At 66.0% G+C, this 24,650-nt stretch carries 23 protein-coding genes and 3 pseudogenes; 8 read left to right on the forward strand and 18 right to left on the reverse strand.

Going from position 1 to position 24,650, the window contains the following annotated elements:
• Positions 1 to 288 precede the first annotated feature (288 nt).
• From fdhD to ABZV44_RS27095, 5 genes are read right to left on the reverse strand one after another with little or no spacing between them, the layout of a single operon-like run.
• A complete protein-coding gene (fdhD, locus tag ABZV44_RS27075) occupies positions 289 to 1,149 on the reverse strand; it encodes a formate dehydrogenase accessory sulfurtransferase FdhD (RefSeq protein WP_354841856.1) in 861 nt (286 codons plus the stop codon).
• Positions 1,146 to 3,449, reverse strand: a complete 2,304-nt coding sequence (locus ABZV44_RS27080; RefSeq protein ID WP_354841858.1) for an FdhF/YdeP family oxidoreductase — start codon at positions 3,447 to 3,449, stop codon at positions 1,146 to 1,148. Before ABZV44_RS27080 ends, fdhD begins: the two co-directional genes overlap by 4 nt.
• Positions 3,450 to 3,496: 47 nt before the next feature.
• Positions 3,497 to 4,780, reverse strand: a complete 1,284-nt coding sequence (locus ABZV44_RS27085) for a hypothetical protein (protein ID WP_354841861.1) — start codon at positions 4,778 to 4,780, stop codon at positions 3,497 to 3,499.
• Between the two features lie 42 nt (positions 4,781 to 4,822).
• On the reverse strand, positions 4,823 to 5,488 hold the full coding sequence (locus tag ABZV44_RS27090; RefSeq protein ID WP_354841864.1) for a CoA transferase subunit B: 666 nt from the start codon (positions 5,486 to 5,488) through the stop codon (positions 4,823 to 4,825).
• A complete protein-coding gene (locus tag ABZV44_RS27095; protein WP_354842232.1) occupies positions 5,485 to 6,231 on the reverse strand; it encodes a CoA transferase subunit A in 747 nt (248 codons plus the stop codon). The genes ABZV44_RS27090 and ABZV44_RS27095 overlap by 4 nt, the downstream gene beginning before the upstream one ends.
• Positions 6,232 to 6,302: 71 nt before the next feature.
• On the opposite strand from ABZV44_RS27095, the pseudogene ABZV44_RS27100 reads away from it, so the two are divergent.
• The 6 genes and pseudogenes from ABZV44_RS27100 to ABZV44_RS27125 all read left to right on the forward strand — a co-directional run.
• Positions 6,303 to 6,476 (forward strand): annotated as a pseudogene (locus ABZV44_RS27100) (protocatechuate 3,4-dioxygenase subunit beta); the annotation flags it as partial.
• A gap of 9 nt (positions 6,477 to 6,485) precedes the next feature.
• Complete coding sequence (locus ABZV44_RS27105; protein ID WP_354842253.1) at positions 6,486 to 6,617, forward strand: hypothetical protein; 132 nt, start codon at positions 6,486 to 6,488, stop codon at positions 6,615 to 6,617.
• A 23-nt stretch (positions 6,618 to 6,640) separates the two neighbouring features.
• On the forward strand, positions 6,641 to 7,996 hold the full coding sequence (locus ABZV44_RS27110) for a lyase family protein (RefSeq protein WP_354841867.1): 1,356 nt from the start codon (positions 6,641 to 6,643) through the stop codon (positions 7,994 to 7,996).
• A gap of 244 nt (positions 7,997 to 8,240) precedes the next feature.
• A pseudogene (locus tag ABZV44_RS27115) lies at positions 8,241 to 8,543 on the forward strand (carboxymuconolactone decarboxylase family protein); the annotation flags it as partial.
• Positions 8,540 to 9,319 (forward strand): IclR family transcriptional regulator C-terminal domain-containing protein, encoded by a 780-nt coding sequence (locus ABZV44_RS27120; protein ID WP_354841870.1) that lies wholly within the window; start codon positions 8,540 to 8,542, stop codon positions 9,317 to 9,319. The pseudogene ABZV44_RS27115 and the gene ABZV44_RS27120, both read left to right, overlap by 4 nt.
• Before the next feature lie 27 nt (positions 9,320 to 9,346).
• Positions 9,347 to 10,558 carry an acetyl-CoA C-acetyltransferase gene (locus ABZV44_RS27125; RefSeq protein WP_354841873.1) on the forward strand — a complete coding sequence of 404 codons (1,212 nt, stop codon included), beginning with the start codon at positions 9,347 to 9,349 and terminating at the stop codon, positions 10,556 to 10,558.
• A 52-nt stretch (positions 10,559 to 10,610) separates the two neighbouring features.
• Here ABZV44_RS27125 and folP read toward each other — a convergent pair whose 3' ends face one another.
• Positions 10,611 to 11,450, reverse strand: coding sequence for a dihydropteroate synthase (folP, locus tag ABZV44_RS27130; RefSeq protein WP_354842235.1), 840 nt, complete (start codon positions 11,448 to 11,450; stop codon positions 10,611 to 10,613).
• 26 nt (positions 11,451 to 11,476) lie between these two features.
• Here folP and ABZV44_RS27135 point away from each other — a divergent pair.
• Positions 11,477 to 11,653, forward strand: a pseudogene (locus ABZV44_RS27135) (DUF5999 family protein); the annotation flags it as partial.
• A 27-nt stretch (positions 11,654 to 11,680) separates the two neighbouring features.
• Here the strand turns inward: ABZV44_RS27135 and ABZV44_RS27140 are convergent.
• The 12 genes from ABZV44_RS27140 to ABZV44_RS27195 form a co-directional block, all read right to left on the reverse strand.
• Entirely contained in the window at positions 11,681 to 12,727 is a 1,047-nt protein-coding gene (locus tag ABZV44_RS27140) for a maleylacetate reductase (RefSeq protein WP_354841876.1), read from the reverse strand.
• Complete coding sequence (locus ABZV44_RS27145; protein WP_354841879.1) at positions 12,724 to 13,614, reverse strand: dioxygenase; 891 nt, start codon at positions 13,612 to 13,614, stop codon at positions 12,724 to 12,726. Before ABZV44_RS27145 ends, ABZV44_RS27140 begins: the two co-directional genes overlap by 4 nt.
• Positions 13,598 to 14,683: a zinc-binding dehydrogenase gene (locus tag ABZV44_RS27150; RefSeq protein WP_354841882.1), complete on the reverse strand. Its 1,086-nt coding sequence runs from the start codon at positions 14,681 to 14,683 to the stop codon at positions 13,598 to 13,600. The genes ABZV44_RS27145 and ABZV44_RS27150 overlap by 17 nt, the downstream gene beginning before the upstream one ends.
• A 34-nt stretch (positions 14,684 to 14,717) precedes the next feature.
• On the reverse strand, positions 14,718 to 17,015 hold the full coding sequence (locus tag ABZV44_RS27155) for a LuxR C-terminal-related transcriptional regulator (RefSeq protein ID WP_354841885.1): 2,298 nt from the start codon (positions 17,013 to 17,015) through the stop codon (positions 14,718 to 14,720).
• A gap of 71 nt (positions 17,016 to 17,086) precedes the next feature.
• Positions 17,087 to 17,941 (reverse strand): bifunctional 5,10-methylenetetrahydrofolate dehydrogenase/5,10-methenyltetrahydrofolate cyclohydrolase, encoded by an 855-nt coding sequence (locus ABZV44_RS27160; protein ID WP_354841888.1) that lies wholly within the window; start codon positions 17,939 to 17,941, stop codon positions 17,087 to 17,089.
• Between the two features lie 13 nt (positions 17,942 to 17,954).
• On the reverse strand, positions 17,955 to 18,869 hold the full coding sequence (purU, locus tag ABZV44_RS27165; protein WP_354841891.1) for a formyltetrahydrofolate deformylase: 915 nt from the start codon (positions 18,867 to 18,869) through the stop codon (positions 17,955 to 17,957).
• Positions 18,870 to 18,901: 32 nt separating this feature from the next.
• Complete coding sequence (locus tag ABZV44_RS27170; protein WP_354841893.1) at positions 18,902 to 19,618, reverse strand: flavin reductase family protein; 717 nt, start codon at positions 19,616 to 19,618, stop codon at positions 18,902 to 18,904.
• 4 nt (positions 19,619 to 19,622) lie between these two features.
• Positions 19,623 to 20,366, reverse strand: a complete 744-nt coding sequence (locus ABZV44_RS27175) for an SDR family oxidoreductase (protein ID WP_354842237.1) — start codon at positions 20,364 to 20,366, stop codon at positions 19,623 to 19,625.
• Positions 20,367 to 20,392: 26 nt separating this feature from the next.
• Entirely contained in the window at positions 20,393 to 21,628 is a 1,236-nt protein-coding gene (locus tag ABZV44_RS27180) for an acyl-CoA dehydrogenase family protein (protein WP_354841896.1), read from the reverse strand.
• 44 nt (positions 21,629 to 21,672) lie between these two features.
• Positions 21,673 to 22,959: a hypothetical protein gene (locus ABZV44_RS27185; protein ID WP_354841898.1), complete on the reverse strand. Its 1,287-nt coding sequence runs from the start codon at positions 22,957 to 22,959 to the stop codon at positions 21,673 to 21,675.
• 143 nt (positions 22,960 to 23,102) lie between these two features.
• Complete coding sequence (locus ABZV44_RS27190) at positions 23,103 to 23,771, reverse strand: 3,4-dihydroxy-2-butanone-4-phosphate synthase (RefSeq protein ID WP_354841901.1); 669 nt, start codon at positions 23,769 to 23,771, stop codon at positions 23,103 to 23,105.
• A gap of 137 nt (positions 23,772 to 23,908) precedes the next feature.
• On the reverse strand, positions 23,909 to 24,169 hold the full coding sequence (locus ABZV44_RS27195) for a hypothetical protein (protein WP_354841903.1): 261 nt from the start codon (positions 24,167 to 24,169) through the stop codon (positions 23,909 to 23,911).
• 193 nt (positions 24,170 to 24,362) lie between these two features.
• Here ABZV44_RS27195 and ABZV44_RS27200 point away from each other — a divergent pair, with 193 nt between their 5' ends.
• Positions 24,363 to 24,641: a hypothetical protein gene (locus tag ABZV44_RS27200; RefSeq protein ID WP_354841906.1), complete on the forward strand. Its 279-nt coding sequence runs from the start codon at positions 24,363 to 24,365 to the stop codon at positions 24,639 to 24,641.
• The last annotated feature ends 9 nt before the right edge of the window (positions 24,642 to 24,650 follow it).

Below are 24,650 nucleotides of genomic sequence, written 5' to 3' on the forward strand. Positions count from 1 at the left end.
CGCAGGGCGACCGAGAAGTTGCGTGCGGTATCGCGTCGTGGGACGCAATACCGCAAGTCCCACGAGATGGGCGACGATGAATCCTACGTATATGCTGATAACTGCTGTCATGACATCTCTGAATACTGATGGCCGGCAAGCCAGGTGAGCTGTCCGGCCGAGTGGTGTCTTCGGTGGAACCGACCGCCCGGCACAGGAGGGGGTTCGCCGACTAGGCCCGCCGTAGGCCTGTCGACCGCAGGCGTGTCGACCTCGAAGCCGTCTGGCTGCGAGGACATCTGTCCCTCCTCAATAGGTGCCATTTGCCCGCGCAGTTGCAGGGCGTGTGAACTGACTGTCGGTCTGCACTCGATGTGCGCCCGTATAGACGTTCATCGTGCTGCCGCGGAGGAAGCCCGCCAGGGTGAGGCCTGACTCTGCGGCCAGGTCAACGGCCAGGGAGCTGGGCGCCGACACCGCCCCCAGAATGGGAATGCCTGCCATCACGGCCTTTTGAACCAATTCGAAGGATGCGCGGCCCGAGACGATGAGTATGAGATCGTGCGCAGGCACACGTCCCGTCCGCATCGCCCACCCGATTACCTTATCGACTGCGTTGTGACGTCCGACATCCTCACGGACAACGAGTGCGGCGCCCTCACTGGTGAACAGCCCGGCAGCATGAATACCTCCTGTCACGTCGAAAACGCGCTGGTATGAGCGCAACTGCTCCGGTAGCGACGCGAGTGTGCCCGCCGTGACGTGTGGCCCGGTCCCGTTCAGGGGAAATCGGGTGCGAGTGCGTACTTGGTCCAGGGCGGTCTTGCCGCATACCCCGCATGCACTGGTTGTCAGGAAAGCCCGACGAACGACTGGCGCCGGTGTGCGCAAACGGACATCCAGCACGTTGTAGGTGTTGGGTCCGTCGATGTCCTTGCCCGTGCAGTAACGGGCAGACTCGATATCGTCCGCCGATCCGATGATGTCCTCACTCAGCAGAAACCCGTGGGCGAGATCGACATCGTCACCAGCGGTCCGCATGGTGACCGTCAACGGGGTTCCGTTGATACGCAATTCCAGCGGCTCCTCCACGGCCAAGGTGTCAGGACGCTGCACCTGGCTCGTCGAGGTGATGCGCAGGGTGGGGCGGCGGGCGGTGACTCTGCTCATGCGGTGTGCACATGCCGTTCCAGGCGGATGGTGACCGCCTTCGAGACCGGCGTGTTCGAGCGCAGCGCCACATGATCCAGAGGAACCAACGGATTGGTCTCCGGGTAGTAGGCTGCGGCGTTGCCGCGCGGCGTGGAGTAGGAAACGACGCGGAAGGCGCTGACCCTGCGTTCGGCGCCGTCCGTCCACTCCGACACCAGATCCACGAGATCGTCCTCGGCAAAACCGAATTCGGCAATGTCTTCGGGATTCACCAGCACCACGCGCCGCCCGTTGTGTATGCCTCGGTAACGATCGGCCAGACCGTAGATCGTCGTGTTGTACTGGTCGTGGCTGCGCAGGGTCTGCAGGATCAACCGGCCCTCCGGCACCGGCAACCAGTGCAGGTCGTTGGCCGCGAAATTCGCCCTGCCGGTGGCGGTGCGGAATTCACGGGCGTCACGCGGCGGATGCGGGAGCTGGAAGCCGTTGCGGCCGCGCACCTTCCGGTTGTAGTCGCCGCAGCCGGGCACGACATCGGCGATGGCATCTCGGATCCGATCGTAGTCACCGCGGAATTCCCGCCACGGCACCTGATGCTGGGACCCGAACAACTCCTCGGCCAGTTCGCATACGATGGCGACCTCACTGCGTAGCTGATCGCTCACCGGATCCAACCGACCGGTCGATAGGTGCACCATCGACATCGAGTCCTCCACGGAGACTTGCTGTCTTCTGCCCGTGGGAGCAAGATCTCGGTCGCTGCGGCCGAGGGTCGGAAGGATCAGCGCTGTCCGCCCGTGCACGATGTGACTGCGATTGAGCTTGGTCGATATCTGGACGGTGAGATCGCAGGCACGCAGCGCCGCCTCCGTCACCTCTGTATCCGGGGTCGCCGCAGCGAAGTTGCCACCGAGCCCGACAAAGACCTTCGCTCGGCCGTCTCGCATCGCCCGGATCGAGTCGACCGCATCGTGGCCGTGTTCGCGTGGACTGCTGATTCCGAATCGCTTGTCCAGAGCGTCGAGGAATGCCCCCGGCATCTTCTCCCAGATCCCCATGGTGCGGTCGCCCTGCACGTTCGAATGCCCGCGCACCGGGCAAACTCCCGCGCCGGGCTTGCCGATCATGCCGCGCAGCAACAGCAGGTTGGTGGCCTCCTCGATAGTGGCCACACCGTGGCGATGCTGGGTCAGGCCCATGGCCCAGCACACGATCGTGGCCTTCGAGCCGGAAAGAAGACCAGCGGTGCGATCGAGTTGTTTTCGGCTGAGGCCGGTGGCTTGGAGAACGACGTCGAGATCGACATTACGTACTTGCTTCTCATAGTCATCAAAACCGGCGGTGTGCGCGTCGACGAACGCGCGGTCCACCACGGTCCCGGGCGCCCGATCCTCTGCCTCGAACAGCAGCTTGCCGAGCCCCTGGAACAGGGCCATGTCCCCGCCAAGCCGGATCTGAAGGAGATCGTCGGCGATGGCGACGCCGGTCGTGAGGCCCTTTACAGTCTGAGGGTCACGGAACCCGAGCAGTCCCGTCTCGGGCAACGGGTTCACCGCGATCACCCGGGCGCCCTGTGCTTTTGCGCGCTGCAGAGCAGACAGCATGCGGGGATGATTCGTGCCCGGATTCTGCCCGGCCACGATGATCAGGTCCGCGGACTCGAAGTCGTCGATCGTCACTGATCCCTTGCCGATGCCGATCGATGCCGTGAGCGCTGCGCCCGAGGATTCGTGACACATGTTCGAGCAGTCCGGAAGATTGTTCGTTCCGTAACTGCGCACGAGCAGCTGATACAGGAAGGCGGTCTCGTTGGCCGTGCGCCCGGAGGTGTAGAAGACGGCCTCGTCCGGTGAGCCGAGACCGCGCAACGCGGCCGCGATCAGCCGATAGGCATCGGCCCAGGCGATCGGTGAATAGTGGGTGTCGCCAGGGCGCAGCACCATGGGATGAGTTATCCGGCCCTGCTGCCCGAGCCAGTAACCGGACGTCACGCTCAAATCCTCGACGGAATGCTCGGCGAAGAACTCAGGGGTTACGGTCCGTCGTGTCGCCTCTTCGGCGACCGCCTTCGCCCCGTTCTCACAGAACTCCGCTGGTCGGCGGTGGTCGCTTGGCTCGGGCCAGGCGCAGCCAGGACAATCGAAGCCATGACGCTGGTTCACCCGCGAAAGCGTTCGTGCGGTGCGAGCCACACCCATTTCGCCGATCGCATGGTCCAGCGCTATCGCGACCGCGGTCATCCCGGCCGCTTGCCTTTTCGGTGTGGTGATCCGTACCGCCGATTCGTCGACGTCCCGTTCTGGTGCATTCCGATGCATGAGTTACAACTGTCCTGATCGCGAGGAGATTCTGCCGGCTTGGCGGGCTATCCGGCCGCGGCCAGATCGCCCCTGCTGTTGTCCGTCTTGTAGGGCGCCGGCGCGACAGTTGCGCGGATACGCTTCTGCGGGCCTCGAGGATTGCCCCAGTAGACGTCCACTTCGGTACCGATCGCTGCATGCGCCACATCGATGGTGGCCAGCGACAACATCTCTCGGAAGTAGTAACTGTATCCACGCGAGGTGGCCACACCGATGATTTCTTCACCGACCTGCACCTTGTCAGCCCACATGAAGCCACGCTGATCGCGGGGCATCTCCATGTAGGGAAAGTTCTCGCCGGTTACGAACAGAGAGGCGAAGACGTCCTGCACATCGGATGCGTTCCACACCAAGGTCCGGATCACCCGACGCGGGTTGGCCTTCTCCGCCGAAAGTGCTTCGCGGCCGAGGAAGTCGTGATCGAGGTTGACCGTGCGGCCCCAGCCGAGCTCGATGGGACTGCGGTAGTAGTCGCTGATATCCGTGCCATCGAAGCTCCCCGCGATATAAGCAGGCTGTGCGAACGACGGCATCGACGCGGTGAAGACATCGAGGTAGTCGGCCATGTCCTCGTCGAAGATCGCCGGAATGTAGTCCGTCGCGATCGTGGGAAAGCAAGCCTCGAGGTGGTTGATCAGCGCCACGCGACCACCGAGCTTTCGGATTCCGAACTCTTGCCCCGCCTCCAGGACCGCCTGGTAGATGCGTTCCGCATGTTCTTTGGGGCCTTGCAGTTCGAAACCGATCTCGCCGGCCATCCCCTGCCGCAACGCCCACACTCGCACGCCGGCGACAGTGATCGGCGTGAGGTGCATGTACTTGGTGTCGCGCAGGTCGGCGGCTCCGAGCTTCTCCAGGACCTTCACCGAGTTCGGTCCCGAGACCTGGTAGATGAACCAGTCCTCCTGCTCGACTTCTGCCTTGTAGCCACGCTTTTCGAGTTGATGGCGCACCCAGAAGCCGCCGCGCCCGTGGATAACGAATTCTTCGTCTCCGAGGCGGGACAGAATCCCCTCGTGGATGACCTTGCCGGCCTTGTTCGTGTGGATCAGGTGTTTCGATTGCCCCAGTTCAAATTTCGCAAAGCTGTTCACCGACGTGTCGGCGAAGAGCTGTATCGCTTCGGGCCCGGTGAAGCGGTGCTGCCAGAGGAAGGACCAGTCCCCGATGTAGCAAGTCTCTTTCCACGACATGTTCTCGTCGAGCCAGTCCGTGTATTCAGGCTGGCCGAATCGACTCCATGCGTAGACCTCGGGGGCCTTGCGCATTCCCTGCAGCGTGTAGGTCATGATGTGAACTCCTCGATGTACGCACCGGTAGGACCAGGACGCTCAGGCGGCGAAGGTTGGGTCTTCCCTTGACCAGGACTCCGTGGCGACCGGCGCGGCAGTGGCCGCGAGCACCTCGTCGATCGTGATCCCGGGCGCGGTTTCCACGAGGCGCAGACCGTGCTCGGTCACGTCCAGCACCGCCATGTCGGTGATGATGCGGTGGACGCACGCCAGACCGGTCAGCGGCAGCGTGCAGCTCTCGACGATCTTGGGCTCGCCCTTGCGGGAGACGTGCTCCATCATCACGATCACGCGCCGGGCCCCGTGAACCAGATCCATGGCTCCGCCCATACCCTTGACCATGGCGCCTGGGATCATCCAGTTTGCCAGGTCGCCGCTGGCGCTGACCTGCATCGCGCCGAGCACGGCGACATCCACCTGCCCACCGCGGATCATGCCGAAGGACTGGGCGGAATCGAAGTAGCAGGCTCCCGGTACGACCGTGATCGTCTCTTTGCCGGCGTTGATCAGTTCGGGATCCAGTTCGTCTTCGGTCGGGTACGGACCTACACCCAAAACCCCGTTCTCCGAATGCAACACGACACTGATGTGTTCGGGAAGGTAGTTGGGCACGAGGGTGGGCATGCCGATTCCGAGGTTGACGTATTGGCCGTCTCGCAGCTCGGCGGCGACTCGCGCCGCCATCTGCTCGCGCGTCAGTTTCATGCCCGTACTGTCCTGTTCTCGATTCCGACCTCGACCTTGCCGACGTGCACCACTCTCTGCACATGGATGCCGGGCGTGTGGATTTCATCCGGGGCGAGCTCGCCCGGCTCCAGCAGATGCTCGACCTGCGCGATGGTGATTCGGCCCGCGGTCGCGGCCGGCGGATTGAAGTTGCGGGCACTGGCCCGGTAGACGAGATTGCCGTGCCGATCGCCTTTCCAGGCGTGGACCAGCGCGTAATCGGTAACGATGCCGCGTTCCATCACGTAGGTGAGGCCGTTGAATTCTCGGGTTTCCTTTGGACTACTCGCTACCGCGATACCGCCACTGCCGTCGTAACGCAGCGGCAGACCGCCGTCGGCAACCTGAGTGCCGACCCCTGCCGGTGTGTAGAAGGCGGGGATACCGGCCCCGCCCGCGCGCAGCCGTTCGGCCAGAGTGCCCTGCGGCGTCAACTCGACTTCCACTTCACCCGATAGATACTGGCGCGCGAACTCTTCATTGGCCCCGATGTAGGAGCTGACCGCCCGCCGGATACGCCGCGCGTCCAGCAGCACCCCGAGACCGAATCCATGAGTGCCGCAGTTGTTGCTGACTACTTCCAGGTCGGTCGCACCCTGCTCATGCAGTGCATCGATGAGCACCTCGGGCACTCCGACCAGACCGAATCCGCCGACTGCCAGGGAAGCCCCGTCGGGGATGTCGGCGACAGCATCGGCCGCGGTGGCAATGACTTTATCCATCACGGTCTTCACCATAGCCGGAGTTGTGCGTATTGTGAACATTTGTCCGCATAGTGAACGAGGTATCGACCATGCTCCACCTGCCACCGCGATTCCGCGGGGTCCAGCCTGGTGAGGAAGCACCTGTCGACTTCCCCGATTACCGCGGCTCCGCACTGCGCCACCCGAAGCAGCCCCTGACTCTCTTGCCGCAGCGGCCAGGAGAGTTGACCGGGCCAGTACTCGGCGAAGGGAAAGTCAGCGCCGCAGACCCGATGCCGGCATCACTACCGCCTGCCGAGCAGCGCAAACTCATCGCGGCGACAACTACCGACGGCTATCACCTCGACATCGTTCTGCAGGACGCGGATCCCGAAGGCGACGAACAATTCGAGGGCGAACGGTGACGCGCGGAGAGCTGTTCGACCCGTTGCTGGGCGGCACCGCAATCGGCGCCGCTTCGTCCGACGGTGCATGGATAGCTGCCCTACTGGACGTGGAAGCGGCGCTCGCACGCGCCGAGGCAGCGCTCGGCGTGATCGAACCTCACCACGCGGACGCGATCGGTGACGCGGCAACACATCTCGCGTCCGCTCTCGCTCCGGAAGAGCTAGGCCGTGAAGCTGTGTGCGGCGGTAACCCGGTAATCCCCTTGGTCGAGCGACTACGCGCGGTCTGCAGACAAACGGGCGTACCCGCGACAGCAGTCCACAAAGGTGCCACGAGCCAAGACATCTCCGACACCGCACCGATGGTGCTCGCCCGCCGCGCTGGAGCCTTGGTGGTCATGGAGCTGCGCGCCGCCGCGGACGCTGCGGCAGCACTGGCGCGCACCCACCGCGACACTCCGATGGTTGCGCGTACGCTCGGACAGCATGCCGTGCCCACCACTTTCGGGGCACTCGCCGCGACCTGGTGCAGCGGACTCGACCGCGCGGCGGGTGCACTCACCGCCGTGATGGCCGAGCCTCCCGTTCAATTCGGTGGTGCCGCAAGAACACTCGCGGTCCTCCACCCTCAGGACCTCGCCATCGCCGACGGGCTCGCCGAAGAACTCGGACTCGCCGACCAAAGCGTTCCATGGCACGCCGAACACACCCTGATCGGCGAGTTGGCCACCGCGCTCGGGGTCGCGGCAGGCACCATCGCCAAGACCACCACCGACATCATCGCGCTCGCGGAAACCGAGATCGGAGAAGTGAGCGAAGACTCCCCCGGTGGCTCGTCGGCCATGCCGGACAAACGCAACGCGATCGCCGCGATCACCGCGCGCGCCGCCGCGCGTCGCGTCCCAGGATTGGTCGCCACCACGCTCGGGACAATGGATCACGAATTTCAGCGTGAGGCAGGAGCCCGGCATGCCGAATGGGAGACGGTCACCGACCTCCTGCGGCTCACCGGCGGAGCAGCACACCGGCTGACCCAGAGCTTGACCGGATTGCATGCACACCCCGAGGCGATGGCCCGAAATCTCAACGCAACCGACGGGCTCCTGCTCGCCGGGCGCATCACGGACGCCCTGGCCGCGTACACAGACGATGCTCATGCCATCGTCACGGCAGCAGCGGTCGGCGGCGGCCACGCATTGGCTACCGATCCGACCATTCTCATGTATCTCGGAGCGGAGCGGTTGCGCGAATTACTCGACCCCACAGCGTATCTCGGCCACGCCGGAGATATCGTCGACCGTGTGCTGTCCGCCCGTCATGGGGCGGATTCCACCGCTCAATCCGGGCCCGACAGCAATCGATCGAACACCGGTCTCGCAGGCAGGGAGGCGTCGTGACCGTCGAACTCGCGTACCGCCGTTCAGGCGCGCGGAGCGATGGCCCACCGGTCGTATTGCTCGGCTCGCTGGGATCCACCCGCGAGATGTGGGAGCCGCAGATCGCCGGCCTCGGCGGCGAATACGACGTCATCGCCATGGATGGCAATGGCAGATCCCCCGCACCGGAGGGTCCCTGCAGGGTCGGGAATCTTGCTGAGGACGTACCGGCCCTTGTCGAGCTCCTCGGTCTCGAGGCGGTGCGTTCATCACTCCCACGGCGTGGGGGAGACATCTGGAGCCGCCCAGGCTTCGACCATCGCACCCGTCGTCTGCTGCCTTTGCGGTCCTCACCGCTGTGGGCAACACCCATGAACTGGATATGCATATTCGCGCGGCCCCACCGGCGGGCATACCCGCCACCGATCTCGCGGAGGTGTTCCTGCACACCGCGGTCTATGTGGGTGTGCCGAACAGTAACCTCGCCTGCGGACTCGGCAAAGCGGCGCTCGAGGAGGGCGTCGGGCCGGCCGGTCCGATCGCAGAGGAGGAACAGCACCGACCATGACCGAACCGTCGCAGGAATACGTACAATCACTGGGCCGCGGGCTGGCCGTCATCCGCTCATTCGATGCGACGCATCCGCGCCGCACGCTGAGCGAGGTGGCCAAAGCCACCGACCTCACCCGAGCAACTGCACGGCGATTCCTGCTGACCCTGGCCGAACTCGGCTACGTGGGCACCGACGGTTCGGTGTTCTGGCTGACACCTCGCGTCCTCGAATTGGGCTACGCCTATCTGTCGAGTCTGACATTGCCGGAAGTCGCGGGACCACACCTGGAATCATTGGCCGAACAGGTACACGAATCGACGTCGGTCTCCATCCTCGATGGCCCGGATGTGGTGTATGTAGCGCGCGTGCCGGTCAGCCGCATCATGACGGTGTCGATCAACATCGGTACCCGCTTCCCCGCGTACGCCACGTCGATGGGCCGGGTAATGCTGGCCGGCCTGTCGGACGAGGCTCTGGCGCACTACCTCTCCACCGTCACGCTCGAACCGCTCACCGGACAGACGCTCATCGACGCCACCGGATTGCGGGCGGAATTGACCAAGGTCCGCGCGGATGGCTACAGCCTTGTCGACCAGGAGCTCGAGGAGGGGCTGCGCTCCATGGCCGCGCCCATTCGCGATCACACCGGCAGCGTGGTCGCCGCGGTCAACATCTCCACGCAGTCGGCCCGGTACTCCACCGCGACCGTCCGTAAGGACCTCATCCCTCCGTTGCTGGCGGTTGCCGAAGCGATCAGCAGCGACCTGTCCCGAATCCAGGGGCGAATCTGAACCACCTCCGCAACAAAGGAAGTCATCATGCCCGATGCTGTCATCTGCGAACCGCTCCGCACTCCGGTCGGCCGATTCGGCGGAGTATTCAAAGATGTCGCGCCAGAAGCACTGGCGGCGAGGCTGATATCGGAACTCGTGTCGCGCACCGCAATCACAGGCGGGGACGTTGACGATGTCATCCTGGGCCAGGCCGGACCGAACGGTGAGGCCCCAGCGATCGGTCGCGTGGCCGCGCTTGATGCCGGGCTCGGCGTCCAGGTCCCGGGGCTGCAAGTCGACCGCCGCTGCGGCTCCGGACTGCAGGCGGTCCTGCAGGCATGCATGCAGGTCACCACCAGCGGCAGCGACCTGGTGCTCGCGGGCGGTGTCGAATCGATGAGTCGTGCCGAGTTCTATGCCACCGGAATGCGCTGGGGCATCAAGGGTGATGGTGTCACGCTCGACGACCGCTTGGCTCGCGCGCGCGTTACCGCTGGCGGCTCCAACTTTCCCGTGCCCGGCGGGATGATCGAAACCGCGGAGAATCTGCGCGCCGAATTCTCCATCAGCCGCACCGATCAGGATGCTCTTGCCGTGCAGTCACACCGGCGTGCAGTTGCCGCACAGCGCTCCGGAGTCTTCGCCGAGGAGATCGTTGGAATACCTGTCCCCCAACGCAACTCCGATCCACTCTTCATCGACACCGATGAGCACCCCAGAAGCAATACCTCGCTGGAATCGCTGGCAAAACTGCGCCCCATCCGGGCCGCCGTCGACCCCGAAGCCACGGTCACCGCAGGGAACTCAAGTGGCCAGAACGACGGTGCGGCACTCTGCGTCGTCACTACTCCCGGCCGGGCTCGTGCGCTCGGGCTGCGCCCGCTGGCACGACTGGCTTCCTGGGCGGTGACCGGCGTCTCCCCGCATACGATGGGGATCGGCCCGGTGAGCGCAACCGAAAAGGCGCTCGCCCGAGCAGATCTCACCCTCGACGACATGGACGTCATCGAACTCAACGAGGCCTTCGCCGCACAGACTCTCGCGGTACTGCGAACCTGGAAGGTCGAGCCTGACGACAGTCGAATCAATCCCAACGGGTCCGGTATTTCGCTCGGTCATCCGGTCGGCGCGACTGGCGCGCGCCTCCTCGCCACCATGCTGCGCGAGCTCGAACGCCGCGAAGGCCGATACGGGCTCGAGACAATGTGCATCGGCGGCGGGCAAGGTCTGGCCGCAGTCTTCGAAAGGTACCGCTGAATAGACGGTTTGGGCTCAATGGTGAGAGCAACTGCGTCCCGGGATTTCGACATCAGAGACAGTCGGCATCCCGGGACGATCCCCAGACAGCCTCTAGCATGGCGATCGTGTCGATGGTCTCCTCGACATCATGCACTCGGATGATGTCAACGCCCCCGGCCCACGCGGGTCCGATCAAGGCTAGTGAACCGGCAAGTCGCCGTTCGACGCTGCGGCCGGTCACCTCACCGATGAACGACTTGCGGCTCACACCGAGCAATACCGGCGTCCCTGACGCACACAGCTCGGGCAACCGCCGCAGAAGCCTCAAATTGTCCGCGGGAGATTTGCCGAAACCTATACCCGGATCAACCCATACGTCGCTGACGCCACCGCTGTACGCCGCGGACGCGATCCCCGACAAATGCCGAGAAACCTCGTCGTACACGTCGTCGTATCGCGGGTATCCATCCGCCGATACCGGTAACGACCGAGAGTGCATGCCGACGTAACCCACACCGAAGCGGGACGCGAGCGGATACAGAGTGCCCGAAACGTCATTGATGATCGATGCCCCGAGCCGGACCGCGGCCTCGGCCACCTCGGGGTGCCGGGTATCCACCGATACCCGGCCGAGGCCCGCCAGCTCGGCCACGATCGGCGCAATCCGGTCCAGCTCCTCTGCCGCCGGCACTGCGACTGCACCCGGGCGGGTCGACTCACCACCGACATCGACCGCCCATGCCCCGAGCTCGAACATGCGCGCCCCCGCGGCAATCGCGTCCTCGGCAGCAACGAAACGGCTCTTTGTCCAGAACGAGTCGGTGGTGGCGTTGAGGATGCCCATCACACGCAGCGGTCTCGCCGCCTGACGGAGCGGTCCCTGCGCAACAGTGCCGATAGCTTCGATCATGTCCAAGTCGCTTCGCCTGCAATACCTTCGAGCGTTGGCGCGACGCCCAAGTGGTCGCGTGGCATCCGGAACAGGGCTGGCAGCTGCTGTGCAACGGCATCCTGCTGGGCGAGGACACCGTGGAGACGGACTCCACCTTCGAGCACTGGCGGTGGATTCCGCCCGCCACTTCGTCCCTGCGACCGCCCGTATCGCGCTCGTAGCCCCTGGCGCAGAATGCTGGGCGCGCCTCACTCGAGCCGGCCGTGGAATGCCGCGGTAAGCAACCCACGGATCCCCTCTGGCGTCACGGGGGCCGGGTTGGGATAGGGCGCCCGGGTGGCCAGTTCGACGGCGTGCTCGATATCGTGCTCCGCGAAACCGAGCGCGCACAAGGTCGTGGGGGCGCCGACCGCGGCCATGAGCCGCGCTAGCGCTGTCACCGGGTTCTCGGCGCCGAGCGCGCGGCCTACGGCCGCTACCGCGGCGGGTGCGGCGGCGGCGTTGTAAGCCAGCGAATACGGCAGCATGACGGTGTGGGTCTCCGCGTGCGGCAAGCCGAACGTGCCTCCGAGAGTGTGGCAGATCTTGTGGTGCAGCGCCATGGAAACGCTTCCGAGGCACATGCCCGCCAGCCAGGCCCCGCGCACCGCCTCGGCCTTGGCCGGGCGATCCTCAGCGGTGCCGAATCGGGTGACCGCGCCGCCCAGCAGCCGGACGGCCTCCTCGGCGATCAGCGCTACCAACGGTGACCCATCGGCGGCGTACAGCGCTTCCACAGCATGGGCCATGGCATTGAATACGCTGGTCACAGCGGTCGCATGAGGTAGCCCCGCGTACAACTCGGGATCGTAGAGCACCACCGCCGGGGCCACCGAGTCGTCCCGGCCGGTGACTTTTACCCCGTTCTCGGTGGTGCCCCAGATCGGCGACATCTCCGAGCCGGAGAACGTGGTGGGCACGGCCAGGATCGGTGCCGGACACTGCAGAGCGAAGGCCTTCGCCAGGCCGATCGCGGAGCCGCCACCGACGGCGACATAACCGTCGACCTGCAGGCTTCGGTTGACGGCCGTGCCCTTGTCGACCTCCTCGGCGGGCACATGCTGCAGCACTGTCGGAGTGTGCGCCACGACGGTGTCGCCGAGCAGTTCGTGTGCCACGGCCGACAGGCGCTGCCCGGCGATCAGATGGATGCGGCGAAGTCCGGCGCGCTGTGCCTCCGCCCCGAGCGCCCCGAAACGGCCGTCGCCGAATACGACCCGCACGGGCCGAGCGGTGTAGTCGAATTCGCCGATCATGATTCGGCCGCCAGAACGAGGTCGATCCGGGCGACAGTGCACGGGTTCGGCATGCCGTACCGCTGCGCCAGGACCGGATCGTCGATGGTCCGGAACGCGGTGATCAGGCTGTCTTTGACACCGAACACCGCGTCAGAGTCCAGATACGGCGAGCCCGCCACGAAGATGTGCGTAATCAGCGGCCGACATCCGTCCGCCTGCGCGATGAAGTGGATGTGCGCGGGACGGTAGGGATGGCGGTGGGCGCGCTCGAGCAGCATTCCCACCGGGCCGTCGGTGGGAATCGGGTAGGGCGCGGGCACGATCGTCCGGAAGTGAAAACTCCCCTTGGGGTCGGTGGTGAACAGACCGCGCAGATTGCCGGCAGGAGTCGTGCCGGGATTCTGCACGTCGTAGAAGCCGTGGTCGTCCGCCTGCCAGACGTCGACGACGGCATCTGGAATCGGCTCGCCGTCCACCGATCGGACGGTGCCGAGGATCAGGCAGGGATCCCCGCCCTCACCGGCGCTGATGTTCTCCCCCAGCTCGCGTCGCGGCGATTCGGTCATGTGGAACGGGCCGAGCACAGTCGATTCGGTGGCGCCGCGCGGGACTCGGTGGGTGATCGCGTCGACCAGCATCGACACACCGAACACGTCCGACAGCAGAATGAACTCCTGCCGGGTGGCGTCGCATTTCTGCCCAGTGGCGGTGAGGAATTCGATTCCCTGTTCCCATTCGGACTGAGTCAGACCGATGTCCTTGACGAACGCATGCACATGGTGGGTGAGACGCTGCAGTATCTCGCGCAGGCGGGCGTCGGGAGTGCCGTCGAAGGCAGCCGCGGTGACCTCGGCGGAGGCCTCTTCGGTGAAGCCCGGTCCGAGGTGGTCAGAGACGGATGACACCGGTGATCACCTCCTTGTCGCGGGCGGCTGCGAAGGCCACGTTGATGTCGTCGAGCGAATACGTCGCGGAGACGATCGGAGCGGCGGTCACGTCGCCGCGGGCGAGCAGCGACTCGAACAACGGGATGTCGCGTTTCAGATACCCGCCGCCGCTCTGCGAACTGGAGATCCGCTTGGCGCCCACACCGAAGTCCAGGGCGTTGAGTGTGACCAGGTCGGTGATCTGTGCCATCGAGGTGGTCACCACAACTCCACCGGCCCGCGCCATCGCGAAAGCCTGCTCTGATGCCGACGTGCTGCCGCCGGCCTCGAACGCGAAATCGACGCCGCGCCCGCCGGTCAGCTCGCGGACATGAGCGATGGGGTCCCCATCGGCGGGGTCGACGACATGGGTGGCGCCCAGTTCCCCGGCCAGGGACCGGCGACGCCGGTCGTATTCGACCGCGATGATGGTCGCCGCACCAGCGAGGCGCGCGCCCTGAACCATCCACAGGCCGAGGTGCCCGCATCCGACAACGGCCACGGCCGACCCGCGCCGGACATTGGCCACAGTGAATACCGCGCCCAAACCGCTCAGCACACCGCAGCCGAGCAGCGCGGCGTGTTCGGCGTGCAGCGCGTCGGTGATGGTGACGATGCCCGATTCGCGCAGCACCATCTGCTCGGCGAAAACACCCACCCCACCGTCGACGTGCACCGGCTCGCCGGACGCCCTGGTCGCCACCGCTCGAGGCGGTACCATGCCGCCGAAGATATCGTCACAGGCGGACGGGGTGCCCTGCACGCAGGGATAGCAGACACCGCATTCGGCCGAGCCCGCGGTGACGATGCGGTCACCGACCCGGGTTCGGGTGACCCCCGGGCCGACGACGGTGACCGTGCCGGTCCCGGAATGACCAGTCACGAACGGCGGCGGGACCAACGTCAAGCCTTCGGTGGCCAGCACATCGGTGACACATACCGCCGCGGCCTCGAGGTCGACTACGACCTCGCCCGGTCCCGGCTCACGCAGGTCGATCTTCTCGATGGTCAGTGGTGCACCCGCGCCGGTGTGTAATGCGGCTCTCATAGCCGTGTCCTTTCTTGCGGCGAGCGATAGCTCGCTACTCGCCGCCGTCCTTGATCCGTTCGATTTCCCCGACCCAGGCGGCAATCTGGGCCCGGGAGGTGAAGCCTCGTTTGGCCAGAATCCGCTGCACGTGGCCTTCCGCCGTCCGCGCGGAGATGACGAGCGCCGCGGCGATCTCCTTGTTGCTCTGGCCGTAGGCGACCAGGCGGGCGACCTGCATTTCGCGCTCGGTGAGCTGTTCGGTGCCGTCCGCCCCGCCCCCACTCGGTGCTGGCGAATCGGCGGTGCCAGCGGCGAGTTCGATCGCCTGGTCGAAGCCCAGGCCGGCGCCCTTACGGCGCAGCTTCTCGGTGACCGCGGCGCCCAACGCCCGGCTAGTGGCGGCAAGATAGCGATCGTGCCGCTCCCGCACCACCAGCGGCATGACGTGCGGGCCGAAGGCGTGGGCGCTGCCGAACAGCTGTGCGGCGAGCCGGAACTCCGAATGTTCTGCCGCAATCCAGGCCAGCAGCTCGAGGCACCACCACACGATGGTGCGGTCGTTGTGCGAACGCATGTGGTTGATGCACTGTCGCAGCAATGGACCGGCCTCGTCGATGTCGCCGCGTTCCACCGCGGCGAAGCCGCGCAGCCACCATACGTACCCCCGGCCCCACCAATTCAAGTCGCCGCCCATCTCGGCGAGGTCGGTGTCGATGAGGTCTACGGACAGGGCCGAAGTGCCGCGAGTGGCCAGCACCATGCCGAGAATGAACAGTGCCTCCCGCCGATGCGGGCGCGCCCCCAGTTCGACATACGCCCGGAAGGCCGCTTCCAACCGCGATGCAGCGGCTGTCGCCTTGCCCTCGGACCACGCCGCCAGGCCGTCCACGAACTGGCAGTGGGCCTCGACGAGCGGAGAATCGAGTTCGACGGCGAGCCGACGGCCTCGGTCCAAGAGCTGTGCGGCCCACTCCTGGCGGCCGTCGAGTACGGCGAGATAGGCCGTGGTCCAAAGCGTCTCGGCCGCGAGGGCGCCCGTCGCATCAGCGGCGTCCGATGCCTTCTCGATCCACGAGATCCCCTCGGCCAGGCGGTTGGCCGCCATCCAGTGCACCCGGAGGTCAACGGCGAGGCGCAGGGCGTCACGCGGTCGCCCCTCGGCGAGATAACGACCCAGCACGGCGGCGATGTCGGCGTGGTGGCGCAGTAGCCGGTCGGTTTTGTCGACGGCGTCGCTGCCCATCCAGAACGGCTCCGTTTCGTGCGCGAGCGCACTGATCCAATCTTCGTGGCGGGCCCGGGCCGCGACCGTCAGCCCATGCGTCTCGAGTTGCTCTCGGCCGAACTGCTTGAAGGTGTTGAGTAGCCGGTATTCGATTCTGCCGTTGTTTTCTCTCAAATCGGTGAAGACCGTATGGTCCACCAGACCGGCAACGGTTCGGGCCAGCACGACCGGATCGCTGCCGGGTTGGGCGCATACCGCCTCGACATCGTCCAGGGAGAAGCCGCCCTCGAACACCGACGCGGCCGCCCACACGGCCTGCTCCGCCTCACTGCAATCGGCGTAGGTCTGCGCAACCGTCTCCCACAGCGACAGTTCCGCGCGCACTCCACCTTCTGCACCGAGCAGACGGAACCGTGGATCGAGCCGTTCGAGCAATTGCTCCGCTGACATCGTCCGCATGTGTGCTGCGGCCATTTCGATCGCCAGCGGCAGCCCGTCCACCCGGGCGCACAAGCGCGCCACGGCACCGACGTTCTGATCGGTGAGCAGGAAGGCCGGATATACCGTGGCGGCCCGTTCCACGAAGAGCGCGACGCCGTCACTGTGACCCACCTCGACGACCGACGGCGGTACCTCGGTGACACGCGGCAGGCGCAATGGCGGCACCGGCCAGGACACTGCGCCCGCGGTGGGCAACGCCCGGCGGCTTGTGGCCAGGACGCTCACTGCCGGAACTTGCACGAGTAGCCGATCGATGAGTTCTCCGCACTCCTCGGCACGGTGCTCACAGCCGTCGAGCACGAGCAAAGCGTTCTGGTCGCCGGCCAGCTCGGCAATCCGCCGCGCGACCGATGTCGCGTCGATCCTGCCGCCGGAATGCGACAGGCCGAGCGCGACTCCGGCATCGGCAGGACCCGCACTGCCGAGGGAGACGAACCACACGGTGGCGAAGGCGCGTTTGACCGCCGTGGCGGCCTGGGTGGCCAGCCGGGTCTTGCCAACCCCTCCCGGGCCGATCAATATGACGGCCCGGGAGCGCTCGAGCAGCTGCCGGATCTCGTGGAGCTCCGCTCGCCTGCCGATGAACGATGTGGCATCCGACAGAAGCGGGAACGTGCCGGTCATAGCCCGAGAGTAGGCCAGCGGGGCATGCGGCGACCGAGGAGTCGGACGAGCGGATTCGAGCGCTACCACCGTCATCGCGAGACCGTGTGCCGTGCTGCCGTCACCGTATTGCTCAGCAACATCGCAATGGTCATCGGTCCCACTCCGCCGGGAACAGGCGTGAGGTGCCCCGCCACCGCGCGCACGGAGTGGAAGTCGACATCGCCACACAGCCCCGTGGGGGTGCGGTGGATGCCCACGTCCACCACCGTCGCCCCGGCCCGGACGCCTCGAGCATCGATCAGCCCGGGCACGCCCGCGGCCGCGATGACGATGTCTGCCCGGACGGTGTGCTCGGCAAGGCTCGCGGTCCTCGAGTGGCAGGTCGTCACCGTCGCATTACGGGCCACCAGCAGCTGGGCGAGCGGCTTGCCGACGAGCGCGGAGCGGCCCACCACCACGGCGTGCGCGCCATCCAGCGGAATCGAGTACGCGTCGAGCAACTCCACGACCCCCGCCGAGGTACACGGCCGCAAACCCGGCAGCCCGCGAGCGAGTAGACCAGCGCTCGCCGTGGTGAGGCCGTCGACATCCTTGCTGGCAGGGATGCGCGCGATCACCGCGTCCGGGTCCAGGTGATCCGGCAGCGGGAGCTGGACCAGAATTCCCGACACGGCGGGATCGCCTGCCAACTCGTCGACTACCGCCTCCAACTCGCGCTGGGTCGTCGTCGCGAGCAGGTGCCGATGCAGGTCGAGCATCCCGGCGGCGACGCAGGACTTACGCTTGCTCGCCACGTAGACCTGGGACGCGGGATCGTCCCCGACCAGGATCGTGGCCAGGCCTGGGCGCACTCCGGTCTGTTCGACCAGCGTCTCCACCTGGTCAGCGACGTCCTCGCGCACCCGGGCGGCGACGCTCTTTCCGTCCATCAATACTGCGGTCATGGTCATCCGGCCCTCAGAAGACGATGGTGGTGTTGTCGTGGCGGACCACGCGGTCCTCACAGTGCCACCGCACCGCTCGGGTCAGCACAGCACGTTCGACGTCGGCGCCCAGCCGGACTAGCTCGCCGGTCGACGCCCGGTGCGACACCCGCACCACGTCCTGCTCGATGATGGGACCCTCGTCGAGATCCCCGGTCACATAGTGGGCGGTGGCGCCGACCAGTTTCACGCCGCGTTCCTTGGCCTTCTTGTACGGCGCCGCGCCGATGAACGCGGGCAGGAACGAGTGGTGGATGTTGATGATCGGGCAGCCGACCTCATCGAGGAAGCGCGGAGAGATGATCTGCATGTATCGCGCGAGCACAACCAGGTCGAAGTTCCCGCGCAACAGGTCGAGCTGACGGGCCTCCGCTTCCGGCTTCGAATCCCGGCTCACCGGGATGTGGACGAAGGGAATTCCGAAGGCGCGCACCTCGTCTGCCAGATCGGGATGGTTCGAGACGACGACACCGATGGTGACGTCGAGTTCGCCGCGCTTGGCGCGCCACAGCAGATCGAGCAGGCAGTGGTCGAGCTTGGAGACCATCACCGCCACCCGCTTGGGGGTCGCCGCGGAGGTGAGGGTCCATTCCATCTCGACAGGCCCGGCCACCCGCTCCTGGAATTCCTGCTCCAGCCGGTCCCGCACGGCGGCGAAGCCGGGCAGGTGGAAGACGGTGCGCTGGAAGAACTCTCCGCTTTGGAAGTCCGTGGAGTACTGGTCGAGCGAGACGATATTGGCGCCCTGTTCCGACAGGAACGCGCTGACCGCCGAGACCACACCGCGCCGATCTCGGCAGCGGACGAGCAGGCGGGCGGTGTCGATGTTCGAGGTGGTGGCGGCCGGCACTGCGTCGAGTGTCGCCGCGGCGGAGGGCCGAGTGGCCATTGGTGACTCCTTGGTGATTGTCGGGATCGGCCTCAGGCCGGGGGCGAGTGCCGGGCGGCCGGGCCGGCGAGGTGGTAGCGGCCGTCCCCGGTACGAGAGACCAGCCCGTCGCGCTCGACGCGGCCGATCGCGGCGGCGACGGCCGCGGCCTGGGCGTCGAGCCGATACGACAGTTCCTCGACGGTGAACGAGTGCTTCGGGCTGCATCGGGCGAGCTCGTCGGTCACCCGGCGCACGAGTTCGATGTCCGGGTGCGCAGTGAAGCCACCGAACCGGCCGCGATAGTAGGCCAGCGGAGCCCCCGGCCGGACCTCGGCCGAGTCGACCCCGCAGAGAAACACCGCGTGGGTACCGGACACGACCCGCTTGTCGACATGGCACGAGAAGCTGACCAGGGCTTCGGCGAGGGTGGGTACCCCGGAACGAGGCCGGTCGAGGTTGACGTCGGCGAACCGGTCCTTGCCCTTCGCGGCGAATCGGGACGCCAGCGCGCCGTCTTCCTCGCGTAGCACGTTCACGGACAAACGCCCGGTCCGCGCTACCGCGCTGCCGGTCTCCGAACCGAGATTCAGACACACCAGCAGGCCCGGCGGTTCGGCGGTCAACGAGCAGACCGCGCTCGCGGTGGTGCCGTAGTCGATGCCATCGTCGTGGGTCACGACGATGGTCACCCCCGAGGCGAAATGGGAGATCGCAGCGCGGAAGCGATCGGGCGTCACACTTCCGCCGGTACTGATCGACTGGGTCACCACGTCACTCCTCGGCCCTGATTCCGGCTCGGATACCGCCGTCTATCGCGAATTCCGAGCCGGTGCTGTAGGTCGCCTCAGCGGCGAGGTACAGGACCATTTCGGCCACCTCCTCGGGCGTGCCGACGCGGGCGATCGGCAAACTCGCGGCGAGCGCGTCCTCGTCCGCACCGGCCAGCATCGGTGTGCTGATAAAGCCCGGATGGATGGAGTTGACTCGAATACCCCAGGCGCCGAGATCGATGGCCGCGACCTTGGTCAGCCCGCGCAACGCCCACTTGCTCGCGGTGTAGGCCCACGAGGGATGGATGGCCATCATCCCGCCCATCGAGCTGACGTTGACGATCGCGCCCCCGCCGGCCGCGCGCATGGACATCGCGACAGCTTGGATGCCCAGGAAGGCGCCGGTGAGATTGACGTCCAGCACATCCGACCATTCGGCGAGGGTGATCTCCTCCAGTGGCGTGAATCCGGTGATCCCAGCATTGTTGACCAGGATCGACACCTCGCCGCCGTGGGCGCGCGCGGCATCGACGGCGGCGGCCCACTGCCCGGGATCACGCACATCCAGCTCGACGAAGAGCGCTGGTGATCCCAGCTCCGCAGCGAGCGCTGCACCTTCGTCGACGAGCACGTCGGCGACGACCACCCGGGCGCCTTCCGATATCAATTTCCGGACGTGGGCTGCGCCCATGCCGCGAGCACCGCCGGTGACGATGGCGCAGCGGTCCGCTACTCGACCCATCAGCTGTTCCTTCTCTGATCTGTCCCGGCTCAGTTCGATGCCTGGAGAACCGCCGCGGCATAGTCGGCGCCGACGAAATCCTGCACAATGCTGGCCTGATGGCCGATGACCATGGTCGCGTCCCGCCAGATCCGCTCCAGCCGCGTACCTTGAACCGCAGCGCTGCTACCAGCGGTGCGCATGATGAGTTCCAGCGCACGCCACGCGGTGTTCTGAGCCTGGGCCGCGAGCCGGGTCAGGGCCAGATCCTCGGCCGCGCTGAACGGTCGGCCGCCCTCCGCGCCCCTGGTCGCGTATTCGAGAAAGAGGTCGGCCACCCGGTCTAGCGTCGCATCCGCCGCGTCCAGCGCCGTCACGATGTCCGCATACCAGGTCTGGTAGCGCAGATTTGCCGCCCGCAGGGTGAACGGCGGCAGCGGCGTCCGCTTCGTCCGCAGGATCTGCTCGTACTCGTCGAGAGCTGCGTGCACACCACCGACTGCGAGAGTGGCCAACTCGAGCCCGAAGAAGCCGACTCCCCGGCCGCCGTACAGCGGGTTCTTGTGCAGTTCCAGGCCCGGCGTGCCCTCGTCCACGTTCATGGACACCTGCTCCTTGCCGTAGAGCACGAAGTGCTCGGGCACGGTCACGTCGCGCACGTCGAGGGTGTGCGAACCACTGCCACGCAGCCCGAGGGTCTTGCCCCAGTCATCGCGAATCGTGAACTCCGAACGCGGAACGATGAACGTCGACAGTGGTCCTGCTTCCGCCGATCCCTCGGTCCGCGCGAAGACGTGGCCCATGAAGTGGGTCGAATACGGCCCACCCGACGCATAGGGAAACGCTCCCTCGATCGCCCACCCGTCCGCAGTGCGGCGCATGGTTCCGCCCGGCGCCGACGTCATCGCCGCGGCGAAGTGCCCGTCCCCGTAGACCTCGCGTTGCGCGCGTTCCGGCCACCACGAGGCGAACTGCAGGTTGTGCCCGGACGCGAGGCACAGGCACCAGGCAGTGCCCATGTCCCCGCGGGCCAGCTCGCGAATCACCCTCATGTAGTCCGCAACGCCGAATTCGTAGCCGCCGAACATCTTCGGCCGCAGCATGTGGTAATAGCCGCTTTCGACGAACTGGAGATGCAACTCCTCCGAGTGGAAGCTCCGCTGTTCGGTGTCGGCGGCCTGCTCGACGAGCAGGGGCCGCAGAGCGACGGCGGAGTCCAGGGCTTGCTGCGGGGTGAGTGCCACTGGGGCGTTCGACGTCTTCACGTCGGCGGCGGGAACTGCCATGGGAGAAATCACTTTCTGCGAGAGTGGCTGCCGGTCGATACCGGTCAGGCGGGGCGGGCGAGCGCCAAGAGGTCGGCGCGCCGGTTGTCCTTCTTGTACGGAGCGGGGGCGACCGTGGCGCCGATGAGCTTCTGCCGGGTGCCGGGCGCGCCCCACACCACCTGCACCCGGGTGCCCGGTTCGCTGTAGCGCGGGTCGACGTAGCTCAGGGTGAGCACCTTGCGGAAGTAGTAGCTGTACCCGGGCACCGTGGAGATGCCGATCACGTCGCCGTCGTCGTTGCGGACGGCGTCGGACCACGCCACCCACCGCTCCTGATGCGGGATGTCGAGGAACTGGTACGGCTCGCCGTCCTCGAACAGGGAACCGTATATGTCGACGACGTCCTGGCTGTCGAATTCCAGTGTGACCCGGACCTTCGACGGATTCGCGATCTCCCGCTCCAGTGCAGCCCGGCCGGTGAACTCGTGGTCGAATTTGACCGACTTACCCCACCCGAGGGCTATCGGTGAGAGGAAGTAGTCGTCGATGTCGTCGCTTTCGAAGCTGCCACCGATTTTCCCGGACAGTCCCATCAAATCGAACTCCTCGAGCATGAACGGCATGAACCCGTCGGCGAACATGTCCGCCAGGTAGTGCCAGCCGCCCGTCGGGAACGCCGCCTCGAGGTGATTGATCATGGCTGTGCGCCGGCCAAGCCGGCGAATCCCGAATTCCTCGCCCGAGGCCAGGATCGCGGCACGCACGTCCTCCGCGTGGGCGGCATCGCCGTGCAACTCGAATCCGACTTCCCCGGCCATTCCCTGACGCAGCGCATGGACCTCCACCCCGGCAATGCGAACAGTGCGGAAGTGCATGAATCCGATGTCCGTCAACGATTCTCCGGCAGCCTTCTCGCACACCGCCAGTGCGTTGGGCCCGGATACCTGGAACTGAAAGCGCGACGGCTTGGAATACGTGACGTCATAGTCCCCGTTGCGGATGAGCCAGGCGGTCCAGAACGCCGTCGTCGACTGGGTCCGGAAGGACTGCTCACCGATCCGCATCAGCACCCCCTCAGCGATGACCTTCCCGTTGTCGTTGCACTGGACCAGGTGCTTCGCTGCCCCAATCGGAAACTTCGCGAAGCTGTTGACCGAGGACTGCTCGAACAGCCGCAATGCATCCGGGCCGTCGACCTGGATCTCCCACAGGAACGACCAGTCTCCGAGATAGCAGCTGTTCTTCCAGGACAGCTGCTCGTCCTGCCAATCGGTGAATTCCGCTGCGCCCCAGCCCGGGTGGTACGTCGCCGGGGCGTTACGCATGAAGTTGACAATCGAGGCGTTCATGAGTTCTCCAGATCGGATGTGTGGAAAATCGAGGGCAGACATGTCCCCGCCACCAGGCTGTGCAGGATGTGATGCAAGCCACTCGATACGGATGAGCATCATGCAGGGCTTGCCCGGTCGGCATGGGACAATTGCGTGCTTCACTACCTGTTCGTGTAGAGCAGGTAGTTCTGCTCAGCGGCGAGGCGTAGATTCCGCCCGGACACTTCGCTGATACCGCAGACCGATAGACCGTGGGCGGCGCCGAAGGCGTGGATCTCGTCCGCATCCGCCAGCTCCGCTGGGTTGTGCACGCTGGGTACCGCCGTCACGACGCAGGCCGCCCTGCCCGTCGCCAGATGCGCAAGGGCCATCGCCACGTACGCCGCACCGGAATACTCGGCTGAATCCGTGGCCGGCACCCGAACCGGCACCACATGTCCCGGCCGCGTGAAGTCGCCATGCCTGGCAGCGGGATCGGCGAGACGACGGATCGTCGCGGCCCGGTCCCGGGCGGAAATGCCGGTACCGTCGGATCCCGCGAGGTCGACACTCACCCCGTACGCAGGGCCTGCCGTCGGCACACCGTCCCACATGGCCGGAATGCAGAGCTGATCGCAGCGGGCCTCGGGCATCGCGACTTCCAGGAATCCGCTTCCGTGACGCACCAGGAAGGCGACCGTCGCAGTGTCCGCCGCCGCGGCCGCGAGCACCAGGTGCGCTGCGGCACCGCGATACTCGCCGAGCAGCAGCACACACCGGCCACTGCCGAGTTCATCGACCAGGGTTTCGACCCGATCGCTGACGAAGATCATGACATTCACCCGCTTCATTGCGCGTTTCAACTTGCAAACGAGCATCACGAAAGGCAGGTGGGCAGGAAAACCGCAGCACTACGTGGACTGCTACTCGAACGCCTCACCCACGCAGAGGTCTCAACCACGCGCCGAACCCGGACCACGTCCCGCGCTCAGCCGGGCTCGCTGGATTTGCCTTTGCTGCTGATGGTTTGGCCGAAGAAGAATCCTAAGATCAGCAGGAGCATGATCACCACGACCTCCGGCACCGTGGTGTGGGTCCTCATCGCAACTATGAGGACGATGCTGAAGACGAGCAGGAGGAGGGCCCCGACCAGAACCGCCGCTGGCTCACGCTCAAAGAAGAGATCACCGCAGCCGCCACCTGCGTTCGCTGCTGCGCTGCCGAGCCAACGCTTTGACCAATGCTTCATTGTGAGACTGCCGCGTCAATGCGATCGCCACCCATTGCCACCCAATGCCACCGTAGGCCGACACGGCGGCAATGCTCGTCTGGTTGGGCGTTGAGCAGCGGCCGTCGGACGGGAGCCGAGAACTACCCGGACGTATCGGACCGTATCGGCCAGAGCGGCCCGCAACGCCCGCTACCAGCATTATCTTCCTGGCATGACACCACTCGAGCCGCCTATGATCGCCTCGCCGCAGCAGACGGGGATGATCCTCGACGTCGCCGCCGTCGGCATATACGACCCAGCCGGCGCCGACACCCTGTATCTGCGCGCAACCAACGGCGTGCGATACCAGCTACCCGAGCGGCTGCGGGACTGGGCGACCACTGTCATCGGGGGGAACCGGCGAGCTGGTGCGGCCGGGTACCCATCTGCGTTCCCCTGCCGGATCGAATTCGGAATCCTCGACGGCCACATGTACGCCGAAATGCTGTAGCCCGAGGAC

The sequence above is a fragment of the Nocardia sp. NPDC004860 genome (assembly GCF_040609015.1).
Classification (GTDB): Bacteria; Actinomycetota; Actinomycetes; order Mycobacteriales; family Mycobacteriaceae; genus Nocardia.

Bases quoted from the DNA above. Each gene is read 5' to 3' on its own strand.
- fdhD (WP_354841856.1), bottom strand. From the start codon at position 1,149: ATGAGCAGAGTCACCGCCCGCCGCCCCACCCTGCGCATCACCTCGACG.
- ABZV44_RS27080 (WP_354841858.1), bottom strand. From the start codon at position 3,449: ATGCATCGGAATGCACCAGAACGGGACGTCGACGAATCGGCGGTACGG.
- ABZV44_RS27085 (WP_354841861.1), bottom strand. From the start codon at position 4,780: ATGACCTACACGCTGCAGGGAATGCGCAAGGCCCCCGAGGTCTACGCA.
- ABZV44_RS27090 (WP_354841864.1), bottom strand. From the start codon at position 5,488: ATGAAACTGACGCGCGAGCAGATGGCGGCGCGAGTCGCCGCCGAGCTG.
- ABZV44_RS27095 (WP_354842232.1), bottom strand. From the start codon at position 6,231: ATGGATAAAGTCATTGCCACCGCGGCCGATGCTGTCGCCGACATCCCC.
- ABZV44_RS27105 (WP_354842253.1), top strand. From the start codon at position 6,486: ATGCCGGCATCACTACCGCCTGCCGAGCAGCGCAAACTCATCGCGGCG.
- ABZV44_RS27120 (WP_354841870.1), top strand. From the start codon at position 8,540: ATGACCGAACCGTCGCAGGAATACGTACAATCACTGGGCCGCGGGCTG.
- ABZV44_RS27125 (WP_354841873.1), top strand. From the start codon at position 9,347: ATGCCCGATGCTGTCATCTGCGAACCGCTCCGCACTCCGGTCGGCCGA.
- folP (WP_354842235.1), bottom strand. From the start codon at position 11,450: ATGATCGAAGCTATCGGCACTGTTGCGCAGGGACCGCTCCGTCAGGCG.
- ABZV44_RS27140 (WP_354841876.1), bottom strand. From the start codon at position 12,727: ATGATCGGCGAATTCGACTACACCGCTCGGCCCGTGCGGGTCGTATTC.
- ABZV44_RS27150 (WP_354841882.1), bottom strand. From the start codon at position 14,683: ATGAGAGCCGCATTACACACCGGCGCGGGTGCACCACTGACCATCGAG.
- ABZV44_RS27155 (WP_354841885.1), bottom strand. From the start codon at position 17,015: ATGACCGGCACGTTCCCGCTTCTGTCGGATGCCACATCGTTCATCGGC.
- ABZV44_RS27160 (WP_354841888.1), bottom strand. From the start codon at position 17,941: ATGACCGCAGTATTGATGGACGGAAAGAGCGTCGCCGCCCGGGTGCGC.
- purU (WP_354841891.1), bottom strand. From the start codon at position 18,869: ATGGCCACTCGGCCCTCCGCCGCGGCGACACTCGACGCAGTGCCGGCC.
- ABZV44_RS27180 (WP_354841896.1), bottom strand. From the start codon at position 21,628: ATGGCAGTTCCCGCCGCCGACGTGAAGACGTCGAACGCCCCAGTGGCA.
- ABZV44_RS27185 (WP_354841898.1), bottom strand. From the start codon at position 22,959: ATGAACGCCTCGATTGTCAACTTCATGCGTAACGCCCCGGCGACGTAC.
- ABZV44_RS27190 (WP_354841901.1), bottom strand. From the start codon at position 23,771: ATGAAGCGGGTGAATGTCATGATCTTCGTCAGCGATCGGGTCGAAACC.
- ABZV44_RS27195 (WP_354841903.1), bottom strand. From the start codon at position 24,169: ATGAAGCATTGGTCAAAGCGTTGGCTCGGCAGCGCAGCAGCGAACGCA.
- ABZV44_RS27200 (WP_354841906.1), top strand. From the start codon at position 24,363: ATGACACCACTCGAGCCGCCTATGATCGCCTCGCCGCAGCAGACGGGG.